Source organism: Massilia sp. 9096, from assembly GCF_000745265.1.
In the GTDB taxonomy this organism is placed as follows: Bacteria; Pseudomonadota; Gammaproteobacteria; order Burkholderiales; family Burkholderiaceae_D; genus Telluria.
Genome location: NZ_JQNN01000001.1, coordinates 1,519,074 through 1,544,332, shown reverse-complemented (window position 1 = coordinate 1,544,332; position 25,259 = coordinate 1,519,074). Strand labels below are relative to the sequence as shown.

General features: G+C 66.6%; 25 protein-coding genes and 1 pseudogene. 16 read left to right on the top strand and 10 right to left on the bottom strand.

The annotated features are described in order from the left end of the window. Window positions 1-76 precede the first annotated feature (76 nt). Together FA90_RS06735 and FA90_RS06730 are read left to right on the top strand one after the other, a co-directional pair. Complete coding sequence (locus FA90_RS06735) at window positions 77-1,285, top strand: DUF2863 family protein (protein WP_036167204.1); 1,209 nt, start codon at window positions 77-79, stop codon at window positions 1,283-1,285. Window positions 1,286-1,601: 316 nt separating this feature from the next. Next, window positions 1,602-2,855: a glycosyltransferase gene (locus tag FA90_RS06730; protein WP_036167201.1), complete on the top strand. Its 1,254-nt coding sequence runs from the start codon at window positions 1,602-1,604 to the stop codon at window positions 2,853-2,855. A 112-nt stretch (window positions 2,856-2,967) separates the two neighbouring features. Here the strand turns inward: FA90_RS06730 and FA90_RS06725 are convergent, their stop codons facing one another. Continuing rightward, window positions 2,968-3,594, bottom strand: coding sequence for a TetR/AcrR family transcriptional regulator (locus tag FA90_RS06725; RefSeq protein WP_036167198.1), 627 nt, complete (start codon window positions 3,592-3,594; stop codon window positions 2,968-2,970). On the opposite strand from FA90_RS06725, the gene FA90_RS06720 reads away from it, so the two are divergent. Next, window positions 3,593-4,327: an SDR family oxidoreductase gene (locus tag FA90_RS06720; RefSeq protein ID WP_036167195.1), complete on the top strand. Its 735-nt coding sequence runs from the start codon at window positions 3,593-3,595 to the stop codon at window positions 4,325-4,327. The two genes, FA90_RS06725 and FA90_RS06720, sit on opposite strands and share 2 nt — an antisense overlap. Before the next feature lie 54 nt (window positions 4,328-4,381). Here the strand turns inward: FA90_RS06720 and glf are convergent, their stop codons facing one another. From glf to FA90_RS06705, 3 genes and pseudogenes are all read right to left on the bottom strand, one after another. After that, window positions 4,382-5,536: a UDP-galactopyranose mutase gene (gene glf / locus FA90_RS06715; protein ID WP_036167191.1), complete on the bottom strand. Its 1,155-nt coding sequence runs from the start codon at window positions 5,534-5,536 to the stop codon at window positions 4,382-4,384. 581 nt (window positions 5,537-6,117) lie between these two features. Then, window positions 6,118-6,504, bottom strand: a pseudogene (locus tag FA90_RS06710) (KGG domain-containing protein); the annotation flags it as partial. 188 nt (window positions 6,505-6,692) lie between these two features. After that, window positions 6,693-7,841, bottom strand: a complete 1,149-nt coding sequence (locus FA90_RS06705) for a mechanosensitive ion channel family protein (protein WP_081933697.1) — start codon at window positions 7,839-7,841, stop codon at window positions 6,693-6,695. A gap of 148 nt (window positions 7,842-7,989) precedes the next feature. On the opposite strand from FA90_RS06705, the gene FA90_RS24865 reads away from it, so the two are divergent. The 3 genes from FA90_RS24865 to FA90_RS06690 all read left to right on the top strand — a co-directional run bounded on the left by FA90_RS24865 (window position 7,990) and on the right by FA90_RS06690 (window position 13,517). Then, window positions 7,990-12,102, top strand: coding sequence for a PAS domain S-box protein (locus tag FA90_RS24865; protein WP_156116616.1), 4,113 nt, complete (start codon window positions 7,990-7,992; stop codon window positions 12,100-12,102). Between the two features lie 18 nt (window positions 12,103-12,120). Further along, on the top strand, window positions 12,121-12,546 hold the full coding sequence (locus tag FA90_RS06695; RefSeq protein WP_051971514.1) for an NUDIX hydrolase: 426 nt from the start codon (window positions 12,121-12,123) through the stop codon (window positions 12,544-12,546). A 116-nt stretch (window positions 12,547-12,662) separates the two neighbouring features. Continuing rightward, complete coding sequence (locus FA90_RS06690) at window positions 12,663-13,517, top strand: phytanoyl-CoA dioxygenase family protein (RefSeq protein ID WP_036167188.1); 855 nt, start codon at window positions 12,663-12,665, stop codon at window positions 13,515-13,517. Between the two features lie 16 nt (window positions 13,518-13,533). On the opposite strand, the gene FA90_RS06685 is transcribed toward FA90_RS06690, so the two are convergent. The 4 genes from FA90_RS06685 to FA90_RS06670 form a co-directional block, all read right to left on the bottom strand. After that, window positions 13,534-13,872: a hypothetical protein gene (locus tag FA90_RS06685; RefSeq protein ID WP_036167185.1), complete on the bottom strand. Its 339-nt coding sequence runs from the start codon at window positions 13,870-13,872 to the stop codon at window positions 13,534-13,536. A gap of 103 nt (window positions 13,873-13,975) precedes the next feature. Continuing rightward, window positions 13,976-14,227: a DUF5985 family protein gene (locus FA90_RS06680; RefSeq protein WP_036174505.1), complete on the bottom strand. Its 252-nt coding sequence runs from the start codon at window positions 14,225-14,227 to the stop codon at window positions 13,976-13,978. A gap of 11 nt (window positions 14,228-14,238) precedes the next feature. Further along, window positions 14,239-14,502: a DUF5985 family protein gene (locus tag FA90_RS06675; RefSeq protein ID WP_156116615.1), complete on the bottom strand. Its 264-nt coding sequence runs from the start codon at window positions 14,500-14,502 to the stop codon at window positions 14,239-14,241. Beyond that, on the bottom strand, window positions 14,502-14,894 hold the full coding sequence (locus tag FA90_RS06670) for a hypothetical protein (protein WP_036167180.1): 393 nt from the start codon (window positions 14,892-14,894) through the stop codon (window positions 14,502-14,504). The genes FA90_RS06675 and FA90_RS06670 overlap by 1 nt, the downstream gene beginning before the upstream one ends. A gap of 179 nt (window positions 14,895-15,073) precedes the next feature. On the opposite strand from FA90_RS06670, the gene FA90_RS06665 reads away from it, so the two are divergent. The 5 genes from FA90_RS06665 (at window position 15,074) to FA90_RS06640 (ending at window position 19,780) form a co-directional block, all read left to right on the top strand. Then, window positions 15,074-15,946 (top strand): DNA/RNA non-specific endonuclease, encoded by an 873-nt coding sequence (locus FA90_RS06665; protein WP_239700566.1) that lies wholly within the window; start codon window positions 15,074-15,076, stop codon window positions 15,944-15,946. A 12-nt stretch (window positions 15,947-15,958) separates the two neighbouring features. Continuing rightward, the gene (locus FA90_RS06660) at window positions 15,959-16,231 is read left to right on the top strand and encodes a hypothetical protein (RefSeq protein ID WP_036167177.1); all 273 of its coding nucleotides are present in this window, start codon (window positions 15,959-15,961) and stop codon (window positions 16,229-16,231) included. A 238-nt stretch (window positions 16,232-16,469) separates the two neighbouring features. Continuing rightward, the gene (locus FA90_RS06655; RefSeq protein ID WP_036167173.1) at window positions 16,470-16,907 is read left to right on the top strand and encodes a DUF2382 domain-containing protein; all 438 of its coding nucleotides are present in this window, start codon (window positions 16,470-16,472) and stop codon (window positions 16,905-16,907) included. Window positions 16,908-16,909: 2 nt separating this feature from the next. Further along, complete coding sequence (locus tag FA90_RS27175; RefSeq protein WP_239700565.1) at window positions 16,910-18,652, top strand: DUF2382 domain-containing protein; 1,743 nt, start codon at window positions 16,910-16,912, stop codon at window positions 18,650-18,652. Between the two features lie 147 nt (window positions 18,653-18,799). Further along, entirely contained in the window at window positions 18,800-19,780 is a 981-nt protein-coding gene (locus FA90_RS06640; protein WP_081933696.1) for an IS1595 family transposase, read from the top strand. 36 nt (window positions 19,781-19,816) lie between these two features. Here the strand turns inward: FA90_RS06640 and FA90_RS06635 are convergent, their stop codons facing one another. Together FA90_RS06635 and FA90_RS06630 are read right to left on the bottom strand one after the other, a co-directional pair. After that, entirely contained in the window at window positions 19,817-20,800 is a 984-nt protein-coding gene (locus tag FA90_RS06635; RefSeq protein ID WP_373994594.1) for a diguanylate cyclase, read from the bottom strand. Window positions 20,801-20,940: 140 nt separating this feature from the next. Beyond that, a complete protein-coding gene (locus tag FA90_RS06630; RefSeq protein WP_156116614.1) occupies window positions 20,941-21,441 on the bottom strand; it encodes a hypothetical protein in 501 nt (166 codons plus the stop codon). Between the two features lie 208 nt (window positions 21,442-21,649). Between FA90_RS06630 and queE the strand changes: the two genes are divergently transcribed. The 5 genes from queE to FA90_RS06605 all read left to right on the top strand — a co-directional run bounded on the left by queE (window position 21,650) and on the right by FA90_RS06605 (window position 25,218). Next, window positions 21,650-22,285, top strand: a complete 636-nt coding sequence (gene queE / locus FA90_RS06625) for a 7-carboxy-7-deazaguanine synthase (protein WP_036167162.1) — start codon at window positions 21,650-21,652, stop codon at window positions 22,283-22,285. A gap of 4 nt (window positions 22,286-22,289) precedes the next feature. After that, window positions 22,290-22,736, top strand: a complete 447-nt coding sequence (queD, locus tag FA90_RS06620; protein WP_036167159.1) for a 6-carboxytetrahydropterin synthase QueD — start codon at window positions 22,290-22,292, stop codon at window positions 22,734-22,736. Next, window positions 22,729-23,298, top strand: a complete 570-nt coding sequence (tadA, locus tag FA90_RS06615) for a tRNA adenosine(34) deaminase TadA (RefSeq protein WP_081933695.1) — start codon at window positions 22,729-22,731, stop codon at window positions 23,296-23,298. Before queD ends, tadA begins: the two co-directional genes overlap by 8 nt. Before the next feature lie 67 nt (window positions 23,299-23,365). Then, window positions 23,366-24,292: an alpha/beta fold hydrolase gene (locus tag FA90_RS06610; protein ID WP_036167156.1), complete on the top strand. Its 927-nt coding sequence runs from the start codon at window positions 23,366-23,368 to the stop codon at window positions 24,290-24,292. After that, entirely contained in the window at window positions 24,289-25,218 is a 930-nt protein-coding gene (locus FA90_RS06605) for an LD-carboxypeptidase (protein WP_239700564.1), read from the top strand. The genes FA90_RS06610 and FA90_RS06605 overlap by 4 nt, the downstream gene beginning before the upstream one ends. Window positions 25,219-25,259 lie beyond the last annotated feature (41 nt).

Sequence of the window (25,259 nt, the reverse complement as noted above, 5' to 3'; positions counted from 1 at the left end):
CAGGGTTCTGGGACAATCGAGCTGTCGCCGTCGATTTGCTAACATTGCGGCTTGTTCATTCCTTACGAAGTCCGCCATGCCGAAAAACAAGCGCCCCGCCCCCCGCAAATCCGCACAACAGGCGGCGGAGGCCGACCACGAGGGCCTGGCCCAGAACCTGGTCGATCTCGCGCTCGAGATCACCGAACGCGAAGACCTCGACCCGCCCACGCTGGCCGCACGCGAACAGGACGTGCTGACCCTGGTGCGGCGCGCGCTGCGCCGCAAGCACGACGAGGCGCTGTACGGCGCGATCGACATCGCGCGCTTCACCGACCCCGACGCCTGCCGCTACCTGCGCGACAAGATCGAGGAAGAAGCGGCGACGCTGCAGGTGCGCATCGAGGGCGAAGCCGACGCCGAGATCGACTGCTTCATGATCCCGCTGTTCGTGCACAGCACCGGCGGCCTCAAGCCCGACGAAGTGTTCGCCGACGATGCCGCCTTCGAAGAGCTCGGCGAAAGCCTGCGCCAGGCCGGCCTGGCCAGCGCCGACACCCGCGTCAACCTGGTGCGCCACCTGTACGACCTCGATTCGATCGACCGCATCCACTACAGCGGCTTGCAGGAGATGCTGCGCGAAGCCGCCGCCTCGATGCGCTCGAAAAAGCTGACGGCGGCGCCTGCCATCGAAGCGAGCATGCGGCCGTGGCAGGACGGCGACTACGAACCCGAAGACCAGGCGATGGAGCTGCGTTTCCTGGTCGGCTTTTCTCTCAAGCATACCGACGATCCCTTCTACCGCGTCCCGAAGGACGAAGCTGCGGCCGACGCCTATTTCGAAGGCCGCATGGCGCGCTACCGCATGTGGGCCGGCAGCATCGCACCGCTGCTGTCGCGCTGCCTGTCGTCGCATCCGGCCAATCTCGAGATCAATTTCCTGTATCAAGACCTGTTCTACGGGGCCAAGGACCAGGCGCTGTCGGAGCTGGCGATGCTGGCCACGCTGTCCGAAGTCAACGGCCGCATCGATGAGCTCGACCGCGAACCGGATCGCCTGAAAGCGGTCGTCGCGCCGCTCGATGTCGGCGGCCATGCAGTGCTGCGTATCAACTTCTATCCGCTCGACGGCGGCGCGCCGCTGGCCACGGTGGACAAGCCGTTCGACCTGGCGGCCGACCTGGAAACCGAGCTGGATGACCTGTGCGATGCGCTCGGCACCGCCGGCCTGGACGGCGTGCTGGTGGCGAGCGGGTTCGACGCGCACGGCGAGCCGGAAGGCGCCGAGCCTTACCTGAACGACTGACTCAGGGGCTCGCGCACCCATGTCCGCGTGGGCGCGCATGATGAGTTTTCGTAGTGTTTTTTCCTGATTATATGTAGGACCCAACCTACGCCGGATGGGTAGGCCGAGGCGTTCCCTGGGAAGAGCAGTTTGTTCCTCATGTAAATCGTTTCTCGTTATAAATATTTTAATTTGTCAACAAAAATATTGGGAAATTTGCATGTTAGGATTGTCTGGTCCGGCAGGCTTTTAGACGCCCCGTTTGAGGCGGCAGCGATCGACCGAGCCGGCTGCAATCCAGATCAACGAGAACGCCTCGAAGGCGAAAGGAAAGAATATGCCAACCCTTATCGTGTTTTGCCACCTGCGCTGGGATTTCGTATTTCAGCGCCCCCAGCACCTGATGACGCGCCTGGCGGAACACTACAACATCCTCATCATCGAGGAACCGGTGTACAGTGAAGGGCAGGCGTATCTGAAGAAAACGGAAGTCGCACCGAACATCACGATCTGCCAGCCGCACACGGCGATCCACGCCCACGGCTTCCACGACGACCAGCTGCCGACCCTGCAGACCCTGCTGACCGACCTGGTGCCGCAAGGCGAGAAGCCGGTCGTCTGGTTCTACACCCCGATGGCGCTGCCGCTGCTGCAAAGCTTCCAGCCGTCGCTGGTGATCTACGACTGCATGGACGAGCTGGCCGCATTCAAGAACCCGCCGAAACAGCTGGTGCAGCGCGAGAGCGCACTGCTGAACATCGCCGACCTGTGCTTCACCGGCGGCCCGAGCCTGTACAACAGCAAGAAGGAACGCCACGCGAACGCCCACTGCTTCTCGAGCAGCGTCGACGCCAAGCACTTCCAGCAAGCGCGCGACCACTCGAACAGCCACCCGGACCAGGAACACATCCCGCATCCGCGCCTGGGCTTCTACGGCGTGATCGACGAGCGCTTCGACACCGAAATGATCCGCGAAATGGCGGCCGCCCGTCCGGACTGGCAGATCGTGCTGGTCGGCCCGGTGGTCAAGATCGACCCGGCCCACCTGCCGCAAGGCGCCAACATCCACTACATGGGCCAGCGCGGCTATAACGACCTGCCGAAGTTCCTGGCTGGTTGGGACGTCTGCCTGCTGCCGTTCGCGCTGAACGAGTCGACCAAGTTCATCAGCCCGACCAAGGTGCTGGAGTACATGGCAGCCGAGCTGCCGTCGGTCAGCACCCCGATCACCGACGTCAAGGTGCCGTACAGCGACGTCGTCGAGATCGCCGAAGGCCCGCAGGCGTTCATCGCCGCCTGCGACCGCATGCTGACCCTGACCGATGCGCAGAAGGCCGACCTGGCCGAGCGCATGCGCGCCGTCGTCGCCCAGACGTCGTGGGACAAGACCGCGGCCCAGATGCACCACCTGATCCAGACCACGGCGCCGGGCTACAAGTTCGAGAAGCTGCTGGCCGCGATGGAAGAGCCGGTCGAAGGCGCGAGCGCCGACAACGTCGCGACGCTGCCGACCGCGCAAAAGGCCGCCCAGGCCCGCACCCAGGCAGCCGAGCTGGACGACGAGCCAGTCAAGGCGCAAGCGGCCGAATAAGCCGGAACCCAGCCATCAAGCAGCGTCCGCATTAGCGTGACGCGAACGAAAATCCGCCCGCAGCGATGCGCGGCGGATTTTTTTTGCCGGCCGAGCACGAATACGTCCCGATTCATCCGGCAGCGGCCGGCCTGAGCTTGAGGGCATCGAGATAGGCAAGGCACATCAGGACCAGCTGGCCCATGACCCGGTTAGCCTGTACCGGCGGCAATTCGCGCTCGAACACGTTGCGGACGGTTCCGAAGACCGTGGACAGCAGCGTCAGGCTGACGCTCTCCAGGTCGTCGAACGCCGCGTCCGCCGCGCTCGACAGCATCGCTGCACTTGCCGCGTCGACCCGCCGGCCGAATGCCTCGATCAAGGCCCGGTTGTCCAGTTCCGCGACTGCCTGGTAGAGGACACGGGTCACCTCCGGACGCTCGCTCTTGGCCTCCCAGTAGGTCGTTACGAGTGCCTCGACCATGCGCTGCACCGGCGCCCCGTGTTGCGCGCGACAGGCGGCTTCCACGCGCTCCGCCAGCGCCAGCAGATAGCGCTCGTTCAGCGCATAGACCAGTGCCTGCTTGTGCGGAAAATACTGATACATGGTGCCGACCGACACGCCGGCGCGCTCGGCCACCCGCGTGGTGGTCAGGCGCGGCAGCCCTTCGGCCAGCAAAACCTGAATAGTGGCCTCGAAAATCGCGTCGATCGTGACCCGCGAGCGGGCCACCCCATCCACGGCGAAAGGAACCTTCATGCATGACCAACAACGCATCGCGCTCGCCACAGGCGCCAACAAGGGTATCGGCTTCGAGATCGCGCGCCAGTTGGCGCAAGCCGGCGCGCATGTGATCGTCGGCGCACGCGATCGCGCGAAAGCGGTCTCGACGGTCGAGGCGCTGGCGGCGCGGGATCTCACGGCCGAACCGGTCCAGATCGACCTCGACGACCACGCCGGCGTCGCCCGCGCGGCGGCACACGTCGGGACACGTCACGGCCGCCTCGACATCCTGGTCAACAACGCCGGCATCGTCGATGCGGCCGACGGCCCGCCCGGCATGGCTGCGCTCGAGGCCGTGCGCCGGATCATGGACACGAACTTCCTCGGTACGCTCGCCGTCACCCAGGCCATGCTGCCCTTGTTGCGGCGCGCACCGGCGGCGCGCATCGTCAACCTGTCCAGCTCGCTGGGTTCGCTTACGGTGAACGGCGATCCCGACTCGGCGTACTACGACGCGCGCCTGATCGGTTACAACGCCTCGAAGGCGGCGCTGAACATGCTCACCGTGCAGCTCGCACAGGAACTGCGCGGCACGCGGATCGCCGTGAATTCAGTCAGCCCCGGGTATGTGAAGACCGATCTGACCGGCCACAATGGCTTCATGACGCCGGAGGAAGGCGCCCGCCTGCCGGTCGCGTACGCGCTGTTGGGGGAGGAGCGAGTGGTGTCGGGCCGCTTCGTGGAGCCGGGCGGCGCGATGCCATGGTAGAGAAGGGGAAGAAGAAGGCGGGAATTGGCCGGCGCGGTGGCCGGCCAAGGCGCATCAAGCCAGCGGATCGATCGCAAACGCACCCATGCGCGTGCCTTCCTTGGCGCCGGCCAGGAACTTGTCGGACGTGATCAGCGCTTCGTTGATGGTGACGTCCATGTCCAGGTAGCGGTAGGTGCCCAGGCGTCCGACGAAGGTGACGTTCGGCTCTTCCTGCGCCAGCTTCACGTACTGCTCGAGCTGGGCCTTTTCGCGCGCCTGGCGGATCGGGTAGTACGGCAGGTCCTTCTCTTCGCACTGGCGGCTGTACTCCTTGTACATGATCGTGCCTTCGTGCTGTTCCCACGGCGAGAAGTGCTTGTGCTCGGTGATGCGGGTGAAGGGCTCGGCGTTGTCGCAGTAGTTGACCACGGCGTTGCCCTGGTAGTCGCCCTTGTCGCGGAAGACTTCGAAGTCCAGCGTGCGGTAGGGCAGGCGACCCTGCTGGTGGCCGAACCAGGCGTCGATCGGGCCGCTGTAGAACACGTGCTCGTAGTCGCCCTTGGTGGCCGGATCGAAGCGGGTGTTCAGGTGCACGGTGACGCCCGGCACGTCCAGGATGCGCTCGACCAGCACGGTGTAGCCATCCTTCGGCATGCCCTGGTACTTGTGGTTGAAGTAGTTGTCGTCGTAGTTGAAACGCACCGGCAGGCGCTTCAGGATCGACGCCGGCAGTTCGCTCGGCTGCAGGCCCCACTGCTTGATCGTGTAGGTCTTGAAGAAGGCTTCGTACAGTTCGCGGCCGACGAAGCGCAGCGCCTGCTCTTCGAAGGTGGTCGGGTTTTCGATCGACTTGTCGCCCAGCTCGGCCATGAAGGCTTGCGCCTCGGCCGGGCGGAAGGTCTTGCCGAAGAAGTTGTTGATGGTCAGCAGGTTGATCGGCAGGGTGTACACGCGATTGTTGGTGATCGCCTTGACGCGGTTCACGTACGGCATGAATTCCATGTAGCGGTTGACGAATTCCCAGGCTCGCTCATTGTCCGTATGGAAGATATGGGGACCATAGACGTGGAGCATGACTCCGGTCTCGGGATCGCGCTCGGAATGGCAGTTGCCGGCCACGTGCTCGCGCGATTCGAACACCTCGACGGTGTAGCCTGCCTTGGCAAGCTGGTTAGCAATGACGGCTCCCGAAAATCCAGCGCCAACAATGGCGATATTTTTTTTCATCTGCTTATCCTAACTGTTGAGTTATCTGTTCTTCTGCGCCCGTAGAACGTGTTTGGTACGGAACTGTCACCGCGTTGCCGGCCAGGTGCTGCAGTGCAGCACCTGTCGTGAACCGGCGCTACCCGCGGCTGGACATACAGCCGGATGTGAACTGGGTACTGGCCACCAAACATGCACCGCGCATGGCACTGTGTCATGGCGCGGGGCGTGACGATTCAAATCGTGCCAAAAATATATCATTGAACACCCTTCCGGCACCGCACAATTGACGCGCGGGGGTCAAGCCGGCTTGTTCACCAACTGTCACGAAAGTGGCACAGTCGGCGAACAGCGCAGAAATCACTGTCCGTGTGACGCGTCACAAAAACAAAACCGCCGGCCGAAGCCAGCGGTTTTGATCCGGAACACTGCGGATCGTCGGCGCCCGGATCACGCACCGGGCGCCACGTATCAGGCGCCGATCAACGCTTGTTGTCGTTCTTGTGGCTCTGCGAGCCGGCCTTGGCGTGCTGCTCCGGCGAGCCGCCGCGGGTGCTGTTACCGCTCTGCTGGTTGCCGCCGGCTTCGGACTGGTTGTTGCCGTCGTTCTTGTGGCTCTGCGAGCCGGCCTTGGCGTGCTGCTCCGGCGAGCCGCCGCGGGTGCTGTCGCCGCTTTGCTGATTGCCGCCGCCCTGCGACTGGTTGTTGCCATCGTTCTTGTGGCTCATCGAGCCGGCACGGCGTGCTTCTTCCGAGTCGAACTCGTGGGCGTTGCCCGAAGCGTGGGCGGCGCGGCCGCCTTCGGCGCCGGCGCGGCGCGCTTCTTCCGAATTGAATTCATGCGCATTGCCCGAAGCGTGGGCTGCACGGCCGCCGGCGGCGGCGATTTCGCGCTGCTTGTCCGGGTCCATCGATGCGAAACCGCGGTTGCTGGTATCGCCGCTCTGGTTGTTACCCTTGTTTCCGCCTTGCTGATTGTTCGATGCCATGATCATTCTCCTTGAAGGTCAAACCGGGTTGAAGTCGGTGTTCCCCTGCCGGATGGGTGTCGTCGACGACCGATCGGGAAGAGGTGAAGCCATGGTAGGCCTTATGCAGCGTGCATGAAATAGGACAGCTCAGGCTGGTCCTGTAGGAAGAGTCCGTCAATCTTTTCGGGTGACTTTTGATTGCAATCTCAATGCAAGGGCGGCGCCGCCGGGCGCGCGCCGCGTCCGCCCTGGCCCAGCGTCGCGCGGTCCTGCTCGGCCAGGCGCACGATCGACATCGGATGGGCGAACTGAAGGCCTTCCTGCTCGAAGCGGCGATAGATCTCCAGGAAGATGTCCTGCTGGGCATCCATGTGCAGGATGTAATCCGGGCTGCGGAAGTGATACACGACCTCGAAGTCGAGCGACCACTCGCCCCACGTCATGAAGTGCGCGCGCTCGAAGTCGACGTTGGGCTTGGCCGTGATGATCTCGCGGATCAGGCGCGGAATGCGGCACAGCTGTTCCTCGGGCGTGCCGTAGGCGATGCGCAGGATGAAGGCGACACGCCGGGTCTGCATGCGCTTGTGGTTGTGGATGCGGCTTTTCAACAGGTCGCCGTTGGAAAACACCACCTGTTCACCGCCCAGCCCGCGCACGCGGGTGGTTTTCAGGCCGATGTGCTCGACCGCCCCCAGCACTTCGCCGACGATGATGAAGTCGCCGACCTCGAACGGCTTGTCGAGCATGATCGAAAGCGAGGCAAACAGGTCGCCGAGGATGTTCTGGGTCGCCAGCGCCACCGCCACGCCGCCCACGCCCAGGCTGGCCACCAGTGTCGTGATGTTGATGCCGAAGTTATCCAGCAGCATCAGCGTGACGATCACCCACAGCGCCAGGCGCGAGATGAAGCACAGCACGCTGCTCGAGGCCAGGCGCCCGCCATCCCCGCCGAAACGGTACTGGTCGCGCCAGGCGCGCAGGCCGGTATCGCCCCAGATCGCCAGCTGCAGCAGCAGGGCCGCCAGGCCGATGCGGTTGACGAACAGCTCCTGGCGCCGCGTGAGCTCGAGAAAGGTGCTGCCGAAGTACAGCGCAAAGGCGACGATGAAGACCACGTAGGTGCGCGACAGCATGGTCGTCGCCAGGTGGTCGATGCGGCTGGGGCGGCGTTTGTCGAGGCGCTCGACGCGGCGCACGACATACGCGCGCGCCGAATACATCAGCACCGTCGCGAGGATCGTCACCATCACCGCCAGCGCCAGGTCTTCCGGGCGGGTGTGGAGAATGGACAGCTGGCGCAAATGGTCGGGCAACTCGGGTAGCTCGGGGAGCCGGGCCAGGAAGGGAAACGTCATCGATAACTCCAGCTACTGTGCATGAACCAACCCGTAGTGTGGGGGGTGGGCAGCGCCAGGGCGCGCACAATTGACTTTCATCAGTGTCAAGCATACATTGCATTATTTACATCGACTCTTGCCGCATTTCGCGGCGTCGCACCGCCTGATGGCTTCCGACCCGACCACCCAGATCCTCCTCGTCGACGATCAGCCCGCGAATCTGGCGGTGCTCGAAGCCATCCTGGCCAACCTGGACGTGGCGCCGGTCTCGGTGAGCTCGGGCGAAGCGGCGCTGCGCGAGGTGCTGGCGCACGACTTCGCGGTGGTGCTGCTGGACGTGCGCATGCCGACCATGAACGGCTTCGAGCTGGCGCGCCTGATCCGCGAACACCCGCGCACCCAGGGCGTGCCGATCATTTTCCTGACCGCGGGCGACGGCGACGACTTTCCGGTCGAGGAAGCGTACGCGCTCGGCGCGGTCGACTACATGATCAAGCCGTTCAATCCGACCGTGCTGCGCGCCAAGGTGTCGGTCTTCATCGAGCTGTACCGCCAGCGCGCCGAGCTGGCGCGGATCCAGGCCGAGCGCCACCGGGCGGCGCTGCGCTCGCGCGACGAACGCCTGCGCCTGATCCTGGATAACATCCGCGACTACGCCTTCATCGGCACCGACGTCACGCGCCGCATCACCGAATGGGAAGGCGGCGCCGCAGCGATCACCGGCTGGAGCGCCGCGCAGGCGCGCGGACAGAGCGTGGACATCCTGTTCACGCCCGAAGACCGCGCCGACGGCCAGCCCGAGCTCGAAGCCCGGCGCGCGCTCGAGGAAGGCCGCGCCGAAGATCTGCGCTGGCACATCCGCAGGGACGGCAAGCGCTTTTTCGCCGAAGGCGTGACGGTGCCGCTGCGCGACGAAGGCGGCACGCTGCGCGGCTTCGCCAAGATCCTGCGCGACGCCACCGCCGAAAAGCTGGCGCGCGAGGAGCTGGCGCGCAGCGAACGCCGCCTGGGCGAGAGCCACGACCGCTTTTCGCTGCTGCTGGCCTCGTCCGGCGAAGGCATCTTCGGGCTCGACCGGGAAGGCCGCTGCACTTTCCTCAATCCCGCCGGAGCCGCCTTGCTCGGCTACCGCGCCGACGAACTCGAAGGGCGCACCTTGCACGACGTGATCCACCGCCATCCACCCGCCGGCGAGCGCGGCGACGAGCATGGCGACGAACACGACGGCGAACACGACGGCGACGACGAGTGCCCGATCCTGCGCGCGGTACGCGACGGCCAGGCGCTGCGCGCCGACGACGATTTGTTCGTGCGGCGCGACGGCAGCATGCTGCCGGTGGCGTATTCGGTGTACCCGATGGTGATCGCGGGGGAAACCGCCGGCGCCGTGCTGACCTTCACCGACACCACCGCGTGGCGCCAGGCCGCGGCCGAGCGCGAACGGCTGGTCGGCCAGCTGCAGGCCGCCAACGGGCGCATGCGCGACATCTTCCACCGGACGCCGGCCTTCATGTGCGTGATGCGCGGTCCCGAGCATGCGATCGAGCTGGCCAACCAGCGCTACCAGGAGCTGGCCGGCGGGCGCGCGCTGGCCGGGCGCAAGCTGCGCGACGCCATGCCCGAGCTGGAAGGCCAGGGCTTCGTCGACATGCTGGACAAGGTGGCCGCCAGCGGCGAGGCATTCGAGGGCCGCAACCTGCGCATGCTGCTGCGTTCGGCCGATGGCGCGCCGCTGGAAGAACACTTCCTCGACCTGGTCTGCCTGGCCGTGCGCGAGCCCGACGGCGCGGTTTCGGGCGTGCTGGTGCACGGCATCGACGTCACCGAACGCACGCGCGCCAACCTGCTCGCGGTCGGCCAGCGCAGCGCGCTCGAGCTGGCGGTGACCGATGCGCCGCTGGGCGACGTACTCGACGTGCTGGCCCACACCGCCGAGGACACCGGCGGCGCCGGCGCGCTCGCTTCGGTCCAGCTGGTCCAGGACGGACACCTGCGCCACGCCGCCGCGCCCTCGCTGCCGGCGTCGTTCGTGGCCGCCGCCGACGCGCCGCCGATCGGCGCGGACGCCGGTCCGGCCGGCTGCGCCGCCTGGAGCGCGGCGCCGGTCAGCAGCGTCGGACTCGGCGACGAGACGCAGTGGGGCGCCATGCGCGAGCCGATGCGCGCGCATGGGCTGGATGCCGCGCGTGCGCTGCCGATCCTGGCGCCGTCGGGCCAGGTGCTCGGCGCCTTCACGCTGTACTACCGCGAAGCGCGCCTGCCGGGCGCGCGCGAACAGGCGGCGATGGCGCTGCTGGCCAATACCGCATCGCTGGTGATCGGCCAGCGCCACGAGGCGGCCGAGCGCCAGGCCGCCGAGCACCGCTCGCGCGCGATCCTGGAAGGCATGAGCGAAGGCTTCCTGGCGCTCGACCGCGACTGGCGCATCACCTATGCCAACGGCGCCGCCGAAAGCGTCACGCGGCGGCGGCGCGAGGACCTGGTCGGGGGCGCCTTCTGGGACCTGTTCCCGGAGCTGCGTGGCGGCCCGCACGAACAGCGACTGCGCGATGCCGCCGCGCACCGCGCCGCCAGCCGGATCGAGGCCTACGACAACAGCCAGGGGCGCTGGTTCGAACTGAACGCCTTCCCGACCGAATCCACGGGCTTCGACGGCGCCGATGGCGCCGGCATGGCGCTGTACTTCCGCGACGAGACCAAGCGCCGCCGCGACGAGGAGCGCATCCGCCGCCTGGCCGCGGTGGCCGAGCAGTCGTCCGACTTCATCGGCATCTTCACGCCGGACGCCGGCGGCATGTACCTCAATCCGGCCGGACGGCGCATGGCGGGGGTGGAGGCCGAGGCCGACATCTCGGCCTGGCGCATGATCGACTTCTTCCCGCGCGAAGACCGGCCCTACGTGCGCGACCAGGTGCTGGCCGCGCTGGCCGGCCCGGCGGCTGCGTGGGAGGGCGAGCTGCGCCTGGCGCGCACCGGCGAGCGCGAGGGCGACGGGCCGATCCCGGTGTATTTCAAGGGTTTCGCGGTGCGCGGCGCGGACGGCCACACGATCGGCTTGGCCACCATCACGCGCGACATCACCTTCCAGAAGCGCGCCGAGGACGAGCTGCGCCGGGTCGCCGCCGACCTGTCCGAGGCCGACCACCGCAAGAGCGAATTCCTGGCCACGCTGGCGCACGAGCTGCGCAACCCGTTGGCGCCGATCCGCACCGGCCTGGACCTGCTGCGCATGACGTCGGGCGCCGGCGCCGAGGGCAAAAGCGCGAACGCGGCCGCCCAGGCGCGCGTGCACGCGATGATGGACCGCCAGCTCGGCCACCTGATCCACCTGGTCGACGATCTGCTCGACATCGCCCGCATCACACGCGGCAAGATCGAATTGAAGAAGGAGACGGTGTCGGTCGCGGCGATCGTCAACACGGCGCTCGAGACCAGCGCGGCGCTGATCGAAAGCCACGGGCACCGGCTCGACGTCGAACTCGATCCGGAGCCGATGGAACTCGAAGCGGACACCACGCGCATGGTGCAGGTGCTGTCGAACCTGCTCAACAACGCCGCCAAGTACACGCCGCGCGGCGGGCGCATCACGGTGTCGAGCTGGCGCGAGGACGGCCATGCCGTGATCTCGGTCGCCGACAACGGCATCGGCATCCCCCAGGACGCGATCGGCTCGGTGTTCGAGATGTTCACCCAGGTGCGCGGCAGCCTGGACCGCGCGCAGGGCGGCCTTGGCATCGGCCTGTCGCTGGTGCGCCGCCTGGTCGAGCTGCACGGCGGGCGCGTGAGCGCCTTCAGCGGCGGACCCGGGCACGGCAGCACGTTCACGCTGCGCCTGCCGCTGCGCCCGGGCACGCCGCACGCGCGCATGCGCGAGGGCGCGGCAACGCAACCGGCGGGCGCGACGGCGCGCCTGCGCGTGCTGGTCGTGGACGACAACCTGGACGCCGCCGACAGCCTGGTCGCGCTGCTGGAAATCCTCGGCCACAGCGCGCGCGTGGCGCACGACGGCCCGCAGGGCTTGCGCATGGCGCAGGAATTGAAACCCGACCTGGTGCTGCTCGATATCGGCCTGCCGGGCATGAGCGGCTACGACGTGGCGCGTGCGATCCGCGCCGGCGACGCCTTGCCGCGCACCGTGCTGATCGCGCTGACCGGCTGGGGTGGACAGAGCGACCTGGAGCAGTCGCAGGAAGCAGGCTTCGACCAGCACCTGACCAAGCCGGTCAGCCTGGAGGCGCTCGAGCAGGCGCTGGGCGCGGCGGCGCGCGCGCTGCCTTGATAAAAGGACCTTGCAACGATGAGCAAAATGGCCGTCTCGTGCGGCACCCTGGTGGTGGACAAGGACCACCGACTGCTGCTGTGCCACGTCACCGGCACGGCCAAATGGGACATCCCGAAAGGCATGCAGGACCCCGGCGAGTCCGAACTGCAGGCCGCGGTGCGCGAGCTGCGCGAGGAAAGCGGACTGGCTTTCGGCGCCGACCGCTTCGAGGAGCTCGGCCGCTTCGACTATCGGCGCGACAAGGCGCTGCACCTGTACAAGGTCGACGTCGGCGACACGCTGCCGGACCTCGGCCACCTGGTCTGCACCAGTTACTTCCCGCATCACGTCACCGGCAAGCCGACGCCCGAAATGGATGGCTTTCGCTGGGCAACGCGCGCGGAGCTCGCGCGCTTGTGCTGGCCGCGCATGGCCGAGCGCCTGCTCGGCCTGGATTGGTAGCCAGGCGCCAAGCGCCAAATCGGCCAACCGTGCGCGCGCCGCGCGCGCCGCTTTGCCGTTAGGATAGCCCGACATCGTCGCTGCAAAACCTGCAGCGCAAGCCGGAGGAGACCGCCATGAACGCCAGCCAACCATCACCAGCCAGCGCCCAAGCCGGCGCCGACCACGACGTCGCCCCCATCATGGGCGGCCTGTACGGAGACGGCATCATCGCCTGCAAGGGCGCCTTCAGCCCCGAGTGGGTGGGGCAACTCAAGGACGACATCGAGAAGCTGTTCGCCGAAGCGCGCGCGCGTCCGGCGGGCGCGCTCGAGCGCGGGCCGAACCGTTATTACGTCGAGGTCCACCCGGAACGCCTGCGCGGCTTCGTCGACATCGTCACGCATCCGTGGGTGACGGCGGTGTGCCGCAGCGTGCTCGGACCGGATTACAAGGTGGTGGAGGCGGGCTTCGACATCCCGTTCCCGGGCGCGTTGCACCAGCCCTGGCACCGCGATTTCCCCTCGCCGCCGGAAACGCTGGTCGGGCGGCGCCTGAATTCCCTGGCCTTCAACATCACCACCGTCGACGTGACCGAGGAAATCGGCCCGTTCGAGATCGCACCGGGGACCCAGTGGGACGACCTGGCCGGCGGCGACCTGATGTTCCCGGACAAGTCGCTGTATCCGCGCTACGAGGCGCGCGCCCAGCGCAAGCTGCCCAAGGTCGGCGACATCTCGGCGCGTTCGGCGCTGACGATCCACCGCGGCACCGCCAACCGCTCGACCCAGTCGCGCCCGGTGTTCGTGCTCGGCGTCGATGCCCCGGACGGGCGCAACGCCGACAAGCACGACCTGCAGGTGACGCAAGCCTACTGGGATGGCTTGCCGGAAGAGGTGCGCAAGCACCTGAGCTGCCGCATCGTGCCGGCGCTCGAAGACATCGAGCAGGCCCACACGATCGAGGGCCTGCGCATGGGCATCACGATGTAAGGGTTCGGCCGTCCGCTCAGCCGTCCGACTGCTTGCCGGGGTCGGGCAGCACGTCGTCGGCAGCGGCGTCGGGGTCGTCGTCCACCGCGCCGGCCTCGTCCGCGCTCACGTTCGGGGCCTGCCCGACGTGGCGCATCTTGTCCGATTGCTGGTCGAGGCTGACTTCCTCGGCCACGTCGAAGCGGCCGTCGCTTTCGCCGTCGGCCGGGAGCAGGCCTTCGGAACGCTGCTCGGAGCCGCCCTGGGTGCCCCCCTGCGCGCCGCCCTGGCTGCCGGTCTGGATGGTGCCGGACAGGCTATCGTCGCCCTGGCGCGTGGATTGCTGGTTCTGGTCTGGTTGCTGGTTGCTGGCCATGTCGATCTCCTTTGAATGCGTCGTAGGTTCGGATCGATTATGGCGCAGGCGGGAGCGCAGCGGGCGCACGCTACCGGCAACCGGGCGCGAAACAGGGCGCGGTTCAGCGCCCGCGCGGCAGGTTCTTTTCCAGGATTGCCCACAGGATCAGGCCATAGGCGAGCAGGCGGATCAGGTAGTGCAGCGGCGTCGCCTCGTTGTCCTGGTAGGCCAGCGCCGAAACCACGCGGTGCGCGCCTTCGATGCCGAACGAGAGCGCAAACCAGAGGAAGAAGCGGTCGCCGGTATTGCGCCAGAAGCGCAGGAAGAACACGGCGATCACCGCGGAGGCCATGGCGATCGCGCCGGTCAGCATGTCGTTCACCGTCACTCCTTCGCGTAGATCAGGCCGAACAGCAGCAGCAGCGTCGACACCAGCGCCGCCCACAGGCGCACCGGCAGCAGGTCGATTTCCGGACCGGGGAACACGATCTTGTCGAGGACCAGGAACAGATTGTTGACCGTCATGGCCGCGAACGACAGGGCGCTCCAGAACAGCAGCTTGACGCGGGTGCGCCGGTAGCTGGCGAACAGCAGCCAGGTGCAGGCCAGCGAGGTCAGGGTGCAGAGACTATAGATCGTGAAGGCCACTAGGCGTCCTTTCGCCATTTGAAGGCGTCAGCGAACTGCTGGGCCTTGCGGTCGAGGGTGGAATGGATGACGAGTGTAACTTCAACGAGGTGGCTTGCATACAGGCCGGCCAGGCCGTCGACGCGCGCGCGCAGCAGCGCGCTCTCGGGGCGGTAGCGGTAGGCCGGCGCGCCGGGAGCGTCGTAGCGCTCGGCCATGCCGGCCGTGCACAGCTCGTGCAGCAGCGACTCGGCGGTCTTTTCGCGCACGTACAGGCGCGCCGCCAGCGTATCGCCGCGCCAGGCCTGGTTCAGGTCGGCGCGCATCAGCAGCAGCGCTTCCAGAAAGGGGACCGACGGAATACTCGTGAGTATGAAGCGTCTCAGGTCCTCGGGGATGGGGGTGTTTGCCATCGCCAGATGTATTTGCTCGAATGCACTTGTCTTTTTGAGACGTGCATTTTATAGCATTCTGAGCAGAAATGATCAGCGGTATCGTGCGCACACTCTACAGACATAGCTCATGCGTATGATCAAGCTTGCGTCGACTACAATGACGCGTAGTTTGATTTGATCGAATTGTTCACCCTGAAATGATGTTCCTGAAATCCCAAGTCCGCCCGCTGTTCACCCCATTGCTGCTGGCGGCGCTGGTCGCGCTCGGCGGCTGTCATCGCGACGCCGCGCCCGGGCGCCACGTGCGCGCGCACGCGCCCGCGGTCGCCGCATCGAGCCAGGCGGCACCCCAGGGGGCGCCCGAAAAACAGTCATGCGGCGACCATTTCGTCGGCGGCGACGCGCCGCAATTTACCAACCAGAAGCTGGCCGCGGACACGCGCGAACTGTGCTTCAACGTATTCACCGTGATGCATTCCGGGATCACGCACACGCCGCTGTGGTCGGCCGAGCACCTCGAGGCGGCCAACGTCGCGGCCGCCCAGCAGCTCTCGCGCGAGAATTCGTTCCATCCGGAGACGCGCCTGCCGGCCGGCGAGCGCGCCGAGCTGGCCGATTACGCGCGCAGCGGCTTCGACCGCGGTCACATGGCGCCCAACGGCGACATGCCGGACCGCGACAGCCAGTACGACAGCTTCAGCCTGGCCAACATGGTGCCCCAGGACGGCGAGAACAACCGGCACCTGTGGGCGGCGATCGAAGGCGCGGTGCGCAAGCTCGCCAAGCGCGACGGCGAGCTGTACGTCGTGACCGGTCCGGCCTTCCTCGGCAGCGAGGTCAAGCGGGTCGGCAAGGTGCTGGTGCCGACCCATCTTTACAAGCTGGTGTGGGATCCGCGCCGGCAGGCCGGCGCCGCCTGGTTCGTCGAGAACACGGCCGACGCCAAGGCCAACGTGGTGCCGATCCCGGAACTCGAACGTATCATCGGCATCAATTTGCTGCCGGCATTATCCGAGCAGGACAAGGAACGCGTGCTCGACTTGCCCCAGGTGCGCGCCAACAACCGATAAAGAGGAGGGACCATGTCCAATGAAAAGCCTGCGCAGTCCGGTTTCGCGCCGTTCGCCAACGAATCCGACGTGCTCCAGGTCGGCCGCCTGATGCTGGAAAACCGGCTCGACCGCATTACCATCTCCGGCGACGTCGACCTGACCGCCGACCACCAGGGCCTGGCGGCGGCGCGCCTGCTGCATGACTTGCTCGGCCGGGTGGTGGCCAGCCTGGAAGCGCGTCCGGACCTGCCCGCGCAGCTGCCCCCGCCCAGCGTCGAGACCGTCAACAATCCCTTCGCCTGAACCTCTCCAGGCCGGTCGCCCGACCGGCCCCGCGGTGCCGCTGTTCCGTTACACGGTCGGTGCGCCGCTTCACGCAAATCCCTGTTTTTACGTGACTTTCGCCTGATTTTCGGATTCGGGGAAGGCATGCACGCGCTCGTGTTTACTCAACTATTTCAAAACGTCAATAGTGCGCGCATTGCAAGCACTTTGGAGTAATCTCGGTTGCTCTAGCGCCGTGACTTCAAGGAGATGAACCGTGTCAATTGACCCAACGCAACCAACCGCACAGGAACCGATCCGGGTGCCCGTGTACCAGGAGGAAGCGCAGGTCGATAAACGGATCGTCGACACAGGCCGCGGCGTCCGCATCCACAAGATTGTCGCCGAGCACCCCTACCAGATCGACGAAACCTTGACGCATGACGAGCTGCAGGTCAGCCACGTCCCCGTCGACCGTATCGTCGCCCTGGACCAGGCGCCCGCCACGCGCTACGAAGGTGACACCCTGGTGGTACCGGTCCTTGAGGAAGTGCTGGTGGTCGAACGCCGCCTGCGCATCAAGGAGGAAGTCCGCATCACCAGAATCCGGCGCGAGGAGCACCACGCCGACACGATTCTGCTCAAAACGGAGCAGGTCAGCGTGGAGCGCTTCGACGAGGCCGGCGACGCCCCATCAACATCATTGGAGGATTGATCATGCAACATACCCTAGTAGCGGTTTTCGACAACCGAAGCGACGCCCAGAACGCCATGGACGAGCTGCTCGGCTCCGGCTTCTCGCGCAGCGACGTCAACGTCTCCAGCGCCGACCCGACCGGCCAGACCAGCAGCCTGACCGGCTCGACCACGCAGGCCGACGGCACGCAGGACGAAGGCATCGGCGCGTCCATCAAGCATTTCTTCACCGGCCTGTTCGGCTCCGACAATGACGAGCACGCTTCGCGCTACTCGGACGTCGTCTCGCGCGGCCACCACGTGCTGACCGTCACCGCCCAGTCCGAGCCGGAAGTCGAGCGCGCCGCCGACGTCATCGAACGCTTCGGCCCGGTCGACATCGACGAGCGCCACGACCTCACCGGTTCCGCAGCCTCGCTCGACGCCGGCATGCTGGCCGCCGGCGCGACCGCGGGCAGCAGCCTGGGCGGTGCGCAATCGATGCAGTCGGGTTCGCTGGGCTCCAGCGCCGGCTCGATGCAGAACACCCAGCCGGGCGCGCTGCAAGGCGGCGCCGACGGCGACCGCAACTTCTTCGCCACCCAGAACCTGAACGATCCGGTGCCGGAAGGCCAGACCTACCAGGAGCCGATGGGCGGCAACATGCAAGCCGGCGGCTCGCTCGACAGCGCCATCGGCGGCAACGTGCTGAGCGGCACCCAGAGCTCGTCGCTGAACTCGGGCCTGTCCGATTCGCGCCAGACCTCGCAGGGCGGCTCGCTGAGCCAGAGCGACTCGATGCTGCAGGGCACGGCCTCGCTGCCGGGCTCGAACGACGCCTCGCTGGGCGGCACCATCCAGTCGAGCCAGAATCTGCAATCGAGCGCGCAATCGGGCACGCAGCTGGGCAACCAGCAGCGCGACACCACCGCGATCCCGGTCGTGCAGGAAGAACTGAAAGTCGGCAAGCGTGAAGTCCAGCGCGGCGGCGTGCGCGTGTTCTCGCGCGTGATCGAGACCCCGGTCAACGAAAGCGTGAACCTGCGCGAAGAGCACGTGAACGTCGAACGCCGCCCGGTCAACCAGCCGATCAGCACGACCGACGCCACTGCCTTCAAGGAACAGTCGATCGAGCTGCGCGAGACCGCCGAGGAAGCCGTGGTGCAGAAATCGGCCCGCGTGGTCGAGGAGGTCATCGTCGGCAAGGAAGTCAGCAACCGCGAGCAGCAGATCCACGACACCGTGCGCCGCACCGACGTGCAGATCGAGAACCTGGCCGGCGACGACAGCGCCTTCCGCAGCGACTGGCAATCGAACTACGCCAGCCAGGGCGGCAACTACGACGACTACGCGCCGGCTTACCGCTACGGCAACGAAGCGCGCAGCAAATACCAGGGCCGCAACTGGGACGACGTCGAGTCCGACCTGCGCAGCGATTGGGACACCCGCTACGGCAGCAGCGGCGCCTCGACCTGGGAGAAATTCAAGGCCGCCGTGCGCCATGGCTGGGACAAGATCACCCCTGACATGGACGACAGCGACAGCGCCTACCGCAACCACTGGAACAGCACCTATGGCGCCAGCGGCGACACGTACAACGACTACGAGCCGGCCTACAAGTACGGCAACGAAGCGCGCAGCAAGTACCAGGGCCGCAACTGGGACGACGTCGAGTCCGACCTGCGCAGCGACTGGGACACCCGTTATCCGGGCAGTGCCGGCGCCTCGACCTGGGACAAGATGAAGTCCGCCGTGCGCCACGGCTGGGATCGCGTCACGTCCTGAGCTGATTGCAGCTGAAGCGGCTTCGCCGCAATGAAAAACGCCGGCCCAGCGCCGGCGTTTTTTTTGGCTGTGTTCGCGTTAGTTAAGTGAACCAAACGGCGTTGCCGAAGTCTTACGCATTGTCGAGTTAGCCCATCGGGAGTGACGATGCAAAGGCCCACCTTCAGCGAATTGTTCACCCTGCTTTCTGGCGCAACATTGTCCAGCAGCGAGCTGGCGCAATTGCGCGCCTGGATCGCCGGCATCCGCGACCCGTCCGAGTGCCTGGCGCTGGTCGAAGCGGCCGCGGCAGGCCGGCCCTGTCCGCATTGCAGCGGTATGCGGCTGCACCGCTGCGGCCGCGCCAGCGGCTTGCAACGGTTTCGCTGCCTCGGCTGTGCCCGCTCTTTCAATGCCCTGACCGGCACACCGCTGGCGCGGCTGCGCAAGCGCGAACGCTGGCTGCCCTATCTTCAGTGCATGCTCGAGTCGCGTACCGTACGCCAGGCCGCGCGCGACACCGGCGTGCACCGAACCACGAGTTTTCGCTGGCGCCACCGGTTCGGACCGGGCGCCGGGCGCCATCGGCCGTCGACGTTGTCGGCGATCGTCGAAGCCGACGAGACCTATCGCCTCGAATCGCAAAAGGGCGCGCGCCAGTTGACGCGTCCGCCCCGGCGACGCGGCGGCGCGGCCAGCCGGCGCGGCATCAACCGCGAGCACGACTGCCTGCTGGTGGTGCGCGATCGCAGTGGGCTTACGCTGGACTTTCATACCGGCCGCGGTCCCGTGACGGCAGCACAATTGCGCTCGCGCCTGACACCCGTGCTTTCTCCAGACGTGCTCTTGATCAGCGACAGTGCAGCGGCGTATGCCCGCTTCGCCGCCGAGACCGGGATCACGCACGCGCCCGTCAACCTGCGCGCGGGCCGGCGTGCACGCGGCGCGATCCATCTCCAGAACGTCAATGGCTGGCACAGCCGTTTCAAAAGCTGGCTGATGCGCTTCAAGGGTGTCGCCAGCCGTTACCTGGCGAACTATTCCGGCTGGCAGCGGTTACTCGATGCACACGAATTGGAGACACCAGCGCAATGGCTGTGTGCTGCGGTACGTCAAGCTCAGTCGAGGCAGGTGCAAACGTCGACTTAACGCGAACACAGCCTTTTTTTCGCGCGACTGGGGCACTCAGCCCGGGTCGCCCAGCGGCAGGCTGATGCGATTGCGCCCCATGTGCTTGGCCCGATACAGCGCCGCATCGGCGATCGCGACCAGCTCGCTCGCGCTATTGTCGGGTGCCGCGATCGCGGTGGCTGCACCGATCGAGACCGTGACATGCTGGCCCGGCGCGAGCCGGGTCGGCACCTGCAGCTGCTCGACGCGGGTGCGGATGCGCTCGGCGACGCTGGCGGCGCCCTTGAGCGACTGGTTCGGCAGGATCACCGCGAACTCTTCGCCGCCATAGCGCGCAACCAGGTCGTTGGCGCGCATCTCGCTCGACACGGCGGTGGCGATGCGCTTGAGGCACTCGTCGCCGCCGATGTGGCCGTGGGCGTCGTTGTAGGCCTTGAAGTTGTCGACATCGACCATCAGCAGCGACAGCGGCTGGTGCTGGCGCAAAGCGCGCGCCCATTCGGCGTGCAGGGTATCGTCGAAGCAGCGGCGGTTGGCCAGGCCAGTCAGGCCGTCGCGCGTGGCGAGTTGTTCGAGCGCGGCCTGCGCCAGCTTTTCGTCGGTCATGTCGCGCAGCGTCTGGACGACCGCGGCCAGGCGCCCGCGCTCGTCGTAGATCGGGCTGGCGTCGGCCGCCAGGTAGCGCCGGCGGCCGACGCGCGGCATGTCGCACCAGCCCTCGGCCGACAAATGGTTGGCGCCGCCCTGGCGCGGGTGCAGCTGCAGGACCTCGGCGTCGCGGCCCTGGAGCAGCAGGTCGGCCAGGGTAGGGCGCTGCTCGTCGAAAAAGCAGCGCCAGTGGCTCTGCGTGCCGATCATCTCCTCGGCAGTGACGCCGGTCAGGCGTTCGCAGGCGCGATTCCAGATGATCACATGCGAGCTGATATCGAGCACGAACACGGGGATGGCCAGCGTTTCCATCAGCTGGTGCGCGAACACGCGATCGGGATGGGCGCCGGTGGCGTCCATCAGCCGCTGAAGTGTCGTAGTGCCTGTCATGTGCCGTCCTTCGGTCTGTCAATAAGCGTTTGATTGCTGACAAGAACCGATTGTGCTCCAGCGACAATGCAGAGCTATTGATTTTGAGCAAGCCGGAACAGCCGCTCGTCTCCCGGCCGACGTGCCTGCCACAACCGCACTTAGCCTGGCTCGACGCTGCGCGCTGCGCTGCGGACGATGCGGGTGACCTGCTCGAGGCGGGCGCGCGCGCGGTCGAGGCGTGCGCTGCAAGCGCCATCGAGTGCGGCCAGTTGTTGCAGTTGCGCCAGCTCGGCCTGCACCTGGGCCAGCTGCACGTCGAGCCTGGCTTCGGGCGCGACCTTGTCCCCGTCGAGATTGTCGGGGCGGCGAATGGTCAGCCGCTCCAGCAGCAGGTCGGCCTCGGCCAGTGATTCGTCGGCACGGCTGCGCGCGCCTTGCTCGCAGCACAGCTGGGCTTCGAGCCGCGCGAGGCGGTCTTCGCTGCGCACGCGCCGGAACGAGAAGGCACATGCCGCCGCGAGACCGCCCGCCAGCATGGCGGCGCTGGTCAGGCGGCGCGGCCAGCCATCCCAGGCGTCGCCGCAGGCCAGGCGCCAGCCGCCGGCCAGCAGCAGGGTAGCGCACAGCAACAGCAAAGTTCTCGAGATCGCGCTTTTCATTGCACACCTTCCGACGATGATTAGGAAGAATCCTGCACAACGTTACGGCTTTCTGAGCGGAATTATTTTGCTCAACCTCAACCGACGCAAAGTTAGGGCAGTCGTCCCCGTTTAGGCCTGACAATAGTGAGTTAGCGGCGGTTCCACATCATCTGGAGCGGGCCACGCTATAATGGAAGGTTGACGACAGGCTTAACCGACTTTTATCGTGACTTACAGCATTAAAGAAATCTTCTATACCTTGCAGGGCGAAGGCGCGCATGCAGGCCGGCCGGCCGTGTTTTGCCGCTTTTCGGGCTGCAACCTGTGGACCGGACGCGAGAGCGACCGTGCCAGCGCCGTGTGCCAGTTCTGCGACACCGACTTCGTCGGCACCGATGGCGAGCGCGGCGGGAAGTTCAAGGACGCCGCCGCCCTGGCGGCGGAAATCGACGGCCTGTGGCCGAGCCGCTATACCGCCAGCAAATACGTCGTGTTCACCGGCGGTGAACCGCTGTTGCAGCTGGACGCGGCCCTGATCGACGCCATGCACGCGCGCGGCTTCACCATCGCGATCGAAACCAACGGCACGCTGCCGGTCCCGAGCGGCGTCGACTGGATCTGCGTCAGCCCCAAGATGGGCTCGACGCTGGTGGTTGAAAAGGGCAATGAAATCAAGGTCGTGATTCCGCAGGTGGGACAGGACCTGGGCGCTTACGAGCACCTCGACTTCGAGAATTTCTTCGTACAGCCGATGGACGGTCCGCTGGCCGACTTCAACACGAAACTGGCGATCGACACCTGCCGCAGCAACCCGAAGTGGAAGCTGAGCCTCCAGACCCACAAACTCCTGCAAATTCCCTGAACCTATGCTGACCATTACCCGCAAACTCGAATTCGACGCCGGCCACCGCATTCCCGACCACAAGAGCCAGTGCCGCAACCTGCACGGCCACCGTTACACGCTGGAAATCACGCTGACCGGGGCCGTGATCGACGTCGAGGGCAACTCCGACAACGGCATGATCATGGACTTTTCCGACATCAAGGCGCTGGCCAAAGAGCACCTGGTCGACGTCTGGGACCACGCCTTCCTGGTGTACGAGCAGGACGCCGCGGTCAAGGACTTTCTGTCCAGCCTGCCGGGCCACAAGACCGTCGTGATCGACCGCATCCCGACGGTCGAGAACCTGGCCCAGGTTGCCTGGAACATCCTCAAGGCCGCCTACACCGATCGCTTCGGCACCGGCCTGCGCCTGCAAAAGCTGGTCTTGCACGAGACCCCGAACTGCTGGGCCGAAATCACCGATGCCTGAGTCGCCAGAGCTGCCTCGGCTGCCCGACCTGCCCACGCCGACCGACCTCCCGGCCGGCTTCGATGCGCAGCCGTCCGCGGCCGATGCGACCTACATGGGCCTGGCCCTGCAGGAAGCGCGCAAGGCCTGGGCGGCCGGCGAGGTGCCGGTCGGCGCGGTGGTGGTCAAGGACGGCGAAGTCATCGCCACCGGTTTCAACCAGCCGATCGGACGGCATGATCCGACGGCGCACGCCGAAATCGTCGCGCTGCGCGCCGCCGCCGACAAGCTCGGCAATTACCGCCTGCCGGGCTGCGAACTGTACGTGACGCTGGAGCCATGCGCCATGTGTTCCGGCGCGATGATGCACGCCCGCCTGGCGCGTGTGGTGTACGCCGCGCTCGACCCCAAGACCGGCGTGTGCGGCTCGGTGCTCGACCTGTTCGCGCTCGAGCAACTGAACCACCACACCGAAGTGGTCGGCGGCGTGCTGGCCGGCGACGCCTCGGCGATGCTCAAGGCCTTCTTCGCGGAACGCCGCGCGGCCGCCCGCAACCCGGTGCGCACGCCAGACCTGCCGTAGCCCCCATATTCGGTCGAAAATGGTATTCTGTTTTCATGCCATATCGATCACACAACGGGCACGCGCCATGCCGAGTCTGAATGCCAACGGCATCCGGATCGCCTTCGATACCGCGGGCGATCCGAAAGCCGCGCCACTGCTGCTGATTGCCGGCGTCGGCCAGCAATTGACCGCCTGGCCCGACGAGTTCGTCGAAGGCCTGGTCGAGCTCGGCTTCTACGTGATCCGCTTCGACAACCGCGACTGCGGCTTGTCCACCAAGTTCGAACATGCCGGCACCCCCAGCCTGCCGCTGGCCTGGCTCAAATCGAAGCTGCACCTGCCGCTGCGCCCGCCCTACAGCCTGCAGGACATGGCCGACGACGCCGTCGGCGTGCTGTCCGCGCTCGGCGTCGCGCGCGCGCACGTGGTCGGCGTGTCGATGGGCGGCATGATCGCACAGCTGCTCGCGGCCAAATACCCGTCGCGGGTGCTGAGCCTGACGTCGATCATGTCGAGCAGCGGCCGGCGCGGCCTGCCGGGCCCGACGCCGGCGGTGCGGCACGCCATGCTGCGCCGCCCCAAGTCGGCCGGAGACCTCGACGCCGTCGTCGAGCATGCGGTGCGGCTGCTGCAGACCATCGCCAGCCCGGCCTATCCGACGCCGGAAAAGCAGCTGCGGCGGCGGGTCGCGCGCGCGCTGCGGCGTAACAGGAACCCCAGCGGCGCCGCACGCCAGCTGCTGGCGATCACCGCCTGCGGCGACCGCGCCGGCCAGCTGCGCACCATCGTCGCGCCGACGCTGGTGATCCACGGCGCGGCCGACCCGATGCTGCCGCTGGCCTGCGGCATCGACACCGCCAACGCCATTCCCAACGCGCGCCTGGAGGTAATCGAAGGCATGGGCCACGATTTGCCGACCCAGCTGAACGAGCGCCTGCTCGCCTTGATCGACACCCATGCCCACGGTAAGATGACGCCCGACTCCACACCGCGGCTTTTCGTCAAACAGTGATTCCCCAACACATCGTCAAGCGCCTTGGTATCGCCCTGGTCGCGCCCGGCAGTTACGCGCCCGAACCCGAAGCCATCCCGCGCGGCATCGCCCGCCTCGAACCCCGCGGCATCCTGGTCCGCAACTACTACGACCATGACGCCCGCCACCAGCGCTTTGGCGCCACCGACGAAGTCCGCCTGGCCCGGCTGAACGCAGCCACGGACGACCCCGACGTGCAGGTGGTGATGGCGATCCGCGGCGCCTACGGCATGACGCGCCTGCTGCCGCACCTCGATTACGAGAAAATGGCGGCCAGCGGCAAGATCTTCGTGGGTTTTTCGGATGTGACGGCCTTGCACATGGCCCTGTACGCGAAGGCCGGCGCCCTGAGCTATGCCGGCCCGATGTTCGTCAGCGACATCGGCGTGCGCGATCCGGTCGATTTCACGCTCGAGGATTTCCTGCACTGCCTGGCCGGCCCTACCCACACGCTCGAAGGGCGGGGCACGGGCAACCCGGCGCTCGACGTATCCGGCACCGCCTGGGGCGGCAACCTGGCGATGGTCGTGTCGCTGATGGGCACCGACTATTTTCCGCGCATCGACGGCGGCATTCTGTACCTGGAAGACATCGCCGAACACCCGTTCCGGGTCGAGCGCATGATGCTGCAGCTGATGCAGGGCGGCGTGCTGCAGCGCCAGCGCGCCGTCGTGCTGGGCGATTTTTCCGGCTACCGGCTGGGGCCGAACGACAACGGCTACAACTTCGACGAGATGCTGGCCTACCTGCGCGCGACGCTGCCGTGCCCGGTGCTGACCGGCCTGGAGTTCGGCCACATCGCGCGCCACGTGACGATCCCGTTCGGTGCGCAGGCGCGCCTGGTGTCGGACGGCGATGCCTGGCGCATGACGCTGTCGGACTACCCGACCGTACGCATCGCCTGATCGCGGTCGGGGCGCAAGAAGCGTCATCGCGAAAGCGGAAC